General features: G+C 60.7%; 6 protein-coding genes and 1 tRNA gene. All 7 read right to left on the bottom strand.

Going from position 1 to position 4,010, the window contains the following annotated elements:
* Nucleotides 1-260: 260 nt before the first annotated feature.
* Entirely contained in the window at nucleotides 261-443 is a 183-nt protein-coding gene (locus FV223_RS21980) for a hypothetical protein (protein WP_147728986.1), read from the bottom strand.
* A gap of 907 nt (nucleotides 444-1,350) precedes the next feature.
* On the bottom strand, nucleotides 1,351-1,524 hold the full coding sequence (locus FV223_RS30720; RefSeq protein ID WP_187276207.1) for a hypothetical protein: 174 nt from the start codon (nucleotides 1,522-1,524) through the stop codon (nucleotides 1,351-1,353).
* 31 nt (nucleotides 1,525-1,555) lie between these two features.
* Nucleotides 1,556-1,744 carry a hypothetical protein gene (locus FV223_RS21975; RefSeq protein ID WP_348644816.1) on the bottom strand — a complete coding sequence of 63 codons (189 nt, stop codon included), beginning with the start codon at nucleotides 1,742-1,744 and terminating at the stop codon, nucleotides 1,556-1,558.
* 113 nt (nucleotides 1,745-1,857) lie between these two features.
* On the bottom strand, nucleotides 1,858-2,622 hold the full coding sequence (locus FV223_RS21970) for an FkbM family methyltransferase (RefSeq protein WP_246689761.1): 765 nt from the start codon (nucleotides 2,620-2,622) through the stop codon (nucleotides 1,858-1,860).
* A gap of 393 nt (nucleotides 2,623-3,015) precedes the next feature.
* A complete protein-coding gene (locus FV223_RS21965; RefSeq protein ID WP_147728984.1) occupies nucleotides 3,016-3,249 on the bottom strand; it encodes a hypothetical protein in 234 nt (77 codons plus the stop codon).
* Between the two features lie 198 nt (nucleotides 3,250-3,447).
* A tRNA-Gly gene (locus tag FV223_RS21960) sits at nucleotides 3,448-3,522 on the bottom strand.
* 118 nt (nucleotides 3,523-3,640) lie between these two features.
* Nucleotides 3,641-4,010: NUDIX domain-containing protein (locus tag FV223_RS21955; RefSeq protein ID WP_147728983.1), on the bottom strand; the 370-nt coding region annotated here is incomplete at its 5' end.

Below are 4,010 nucleotides of genomic sequence, written 5' to 3'. Positions count from 1 at the left end.
TAGACTTCCACGGCAAACATCCTGGGCCCCTCCCGAAAGAGAAGCCTCTCCACTGGCCGGCTTTTACCCCGGCCGCATCAGCACCCCGCCGACGCTCCAGTGGATGGTTTTGTCACCGCCCTACACATTCCTTAACGAAAATGGGGGAGGATGCGGGAATGCATCTCACATTTAACACCGCGATCCTGCTCAGCACCGTTTGGCTTACCGGCGTCGTCGAGTTCGCGGCTTGGTGCCATGAGGCGCCCGAAGCTGGCTTGTCAGGCGAATAGCCCTATTAGCTTCATCACGGCCCACCACGCTGCATAGCCCCACAAGGCGATGGTGACGATGAAAAAAACCAACATCAGCGCAAGCGCTGCCCAAGTCGCACAGCGTTGGCGCAATCGCTCAAACGGCGTGATTTGATCCGCCGGGATAGAGCCGTCTGCTTCCAGAACCATTGCTTCTACCGTCGGTGAGAAGTGTTTTATAGCGAAGCTTACGCGCGCCACTCCTCTAAACGCCAGACCGGGCAAAACCGTTCACACTGCTCAAAATACGCAGTATGCGTAGAAAACTTCCCTTTCGTAAGATCCCCGCCGCCTAGTTAGTGGTACTGCTATTGATCAGGGGCAGCAGCCGGATCTGCGATGGGGAACTCAGGGCCTTCTGCTCTGGCTTTGATGCTATGAGCTGCCCAATTTGCCGTCGTCCGACACCCGACGCACACAGATCGCAGGACGCGCAGATCACGGCCTGCTATGGCCAGATCGAACTTCTCCATCTTGATCCGCGCCGCTCTATTCGCCGCTTCGATATTCGGGAGCGCAGCGGTGGAGACTGAAATCTCTGGCAGGCTTTCAACTGATTTGAGGGTAGGTTGTGGGTGGATAGCAGCGACCCGCGTTTGGGCTATGGCTGGACTAGCGATAAATTGGACCGCGATCAGCACGACAACCGGAAGGCGCATCCTCGAAGCTCCGAGAGCTGCGGGTCACTGCGCCGCATACGATCAACGGCGCACGCCCGCCGATGACGCTGCTGCCTCATGGTTAATAAAAGCTTGTTGAGGCTGCGAACTCGTTCATTGGACTACCCAAGCTGCGCAAAATTTACGCCATTTGTGATGGCGCCTGCACCTCGCCATTCACCTCCATAAGGAGGATGCCTTACCGCTTCCGAGGCGACGCTTGCGCCGCATCCCTCGATAAGCGAGCCGCCCTTTGCCGAGCCATGTTGGTCTCAGCCACGTTCACCGGCGGCTCCTCAGCAGGCATGGAGATGGGTTGGCTCTGCCGCTTGGCGAAAGCCACTTCAGCTTGCTTCCACTCTTTGCTTTGATTTCCGGACACCTGTTGTTTCCTCGGATCACCGTTTGAGATTGGCTCGGATTTGCAAGGCCAGAAGCGCAACGGATGCAACGAGCCCCGACACGAAGACCATCATGAGTGCATTGTCGAAGCCGTTCGAAATGAGCACCGTGATCGACACGTAGGCCACCAGGAAGCCACCGATCCCCATAGCGAACCGTGCAACGTTCACTCCCGTGAGCCCTTCGCCTGCACGTGCTAGATCAGTGCTCCACCGGCTGCTCGACGAACGAGCGGATCCCGTCCTCGGCCACCGCATGCTCGAAAGCCTCGAAGGCATCTTCATCCGTTGCAAAGGCGCCAGTCCATGCCGTGTGACCACCTTCGTGGTCGACGATCTCCAGGGTCCATTCGTCCGCGGTGCCGGCGAACCGGTAGATGTGAACCTGCACCGTGACGCCGTCGCGAGTGACGCTACCGCCTAGCGGAGAGTCCTCAATCTTTTGGTCAAGAACGGCCACAGTACCTCTTCATCAGTTCGCGCTTCACTATCATGCCGGCAGGGTTATCTCAGGTTGAATGCATCCGCCCATTCGGCCTTGCGTTCACGCGGCACGAGGAAGAAGTCCCAAGTGGCGAAGTCCACAACTGCGTTCCAGACCGACTCCTCAACAAGATTTCCGAACAGGTCGGCACAGAGATAGCCGTGCGCTTCGGCAAAATCGAACAAGCTTCGGCGTTCGTGCCCATAAAACCCGTATCCCGCCCAGCCATACTCAACGCTGACGATGGGACGGTGGCGGGCAAGAACGGCCGTCGCCCCTGAGAGTGCATCGATCTCGGCTCCCTCGATGTCCATCTTGATGAACGCGAGATGATTGAGGTGTGCCAGGGTGTCGTCGAGCGTCTCGACCACGACGCGGATCGATTTCGTCGGCATATCTGGACGGCTAAAAAAATGTGCACGTAGGCCGCTTTCGGCGAGCGACTCCGCAACAACGAAATCAGTTTCACCTCTTTCTCGCGACACGGCGGCCTCGCGGATGTGGACACGGGGCGTTGCCTGAAAGCGCTTCCGGAGTGCCTTCGCAAGGTGCGGGATCGGCTCAAAGGCGTAGACCGCGCCGTTCTCACCAACCAAATGTGCAATTTGCCCCAGATGCTCGCCAGAATGGGCCCCGAGATCAACTGCTACATCACCCGGCTTGAGGAACCGTCGATAGCCCTCCGTCAGGACCATTTCATAGTTGATTGTCTGGCCGGTTAGTTGAACGAGCTTGATAGCGTGTGCCGCCGCGATTGCTGGATGCATAGAGATTGTTTCTTCCACTTCATCCTAGGTCGTCGGATCACCTGCGCCTAGGTTCGTTGGCAGGACGGCTCCCACATCGATTGGCCGTCTCCTTCAGTTTGCGCCTTCCGGATCCTCGCGGTGCCGCACGTAGCCCTGGCTGACCAGCGTCTGGTTGATCCGCTACCACGCGCGAAGCAGGTGCCCGCCAGCCAGCACTAGGACGATGAGGGTCACCGCCGATATGCCGAACTTCCGCGCCGTCTCGGTCGCGGGGTAGATGCCGCGCCGCTTGGTCGTTCGGGGTCTGAAGACCACGATCTTTGGATCTGAAAGGTGCTGGGTTAGGCTGTCGGGTAGCCTGCGCTTTGATCGCCGCCTGAGCATGGTTGGCTTTCTACGACCGCTTCGCCTTGCCGAGCACGGGATGTATCAGAGATCAGGCACGTCCGCGTCGAGCCAGTCCGCCGCCGCTTTCAAGTTCTGAAACTTGTGCGCCTCGCTCGTGAAGGGCGCGGGATAGGGTGGGCTATCGGCAAGCGGTTCGGCTGTCCAATCGCCTTCGTACCCGTCTCGCGACACATCGCGGACCAAGCTGCCGACCACGGCGCCGTCGAGGATGAGGTCGAAACTGCCGGGGGCGAGGCGTTTGAGGCTGTAGGGCATCGACATCTCCAAGAGCAAAGGCGCACGACGAAACCGCCTCTGCCTTGCTGGGCGCGTGGAACCAGCCGTGCGACATGCCGCCGCTTACAAGCCGATCATATCTGATGAGGATTGCTTCCGCCGTGCTTCCGCGGTTCAGCAGAAACGACAAAGGCCACCCGAAGGCAGCCCTTAAGTCGCTCTATAAATGAGAGAAATTGGAGCGGGCGAAGGGATTCGAACCCTCGACCCCAACCTTGGCAAGGTTGTGCTCTACCCCTGAGCTACACCCGCTCACAATGCTGGCCCGCTGGAAACTCTCGTGCCCGGCGGCCCCGGCGGCGCTCTCTAAACACCATTCCAACCGGCGTTGCAAGCGCCGGCTGCGAGGATTTTTCGCGTCCGTCCGATCTCACCAGAGATCGGCGGGCGGACGGCCGTCGCGGATCTCGCGCAGGCGTTCCACCGTCGCGCGGGTGGTCGCGTCCGGCAGGGCGTCGAGGGCGAAGAAGGCGCAGGCCGCGATCTCGCGGTCGGGCCGCTTCTCCCCGAGCACCGTGAAGGCCGGGGCGACGTAGAGGGCGACGTGGTCGCGCGGCGAGGCCGCGCGGTTGCGGTAGAAGCCGTGCAGGCGCAGCCCGACCGCGGGATCGACGGCGATCTCGGCTTCCTCGCGGAACTCGCGCGCCATCGCCTCCGGCGCGGTCTCGCCGCGCTCGACGCCGCCGCCCGGCAGCTGCCAGCCGCTGACGTAGGTGTGGCGCACGAGGCAGACCCGGCCC

Origin of the sequence: Methylobacterium sp. WL116 (genome assembly GCF_008039455.1) — a bacterium.
GTDB lineage: Bacteria > Pseudomonadota > Alphaproteobacteria > Rhizobiales > Beijerinckiaceae > Methylobacterium.
The sequence above is the reverse complement of the archived record's forward strand: the minus strand, read 5'-3'. Positions and strand labels throughout refer to the sequence as shown.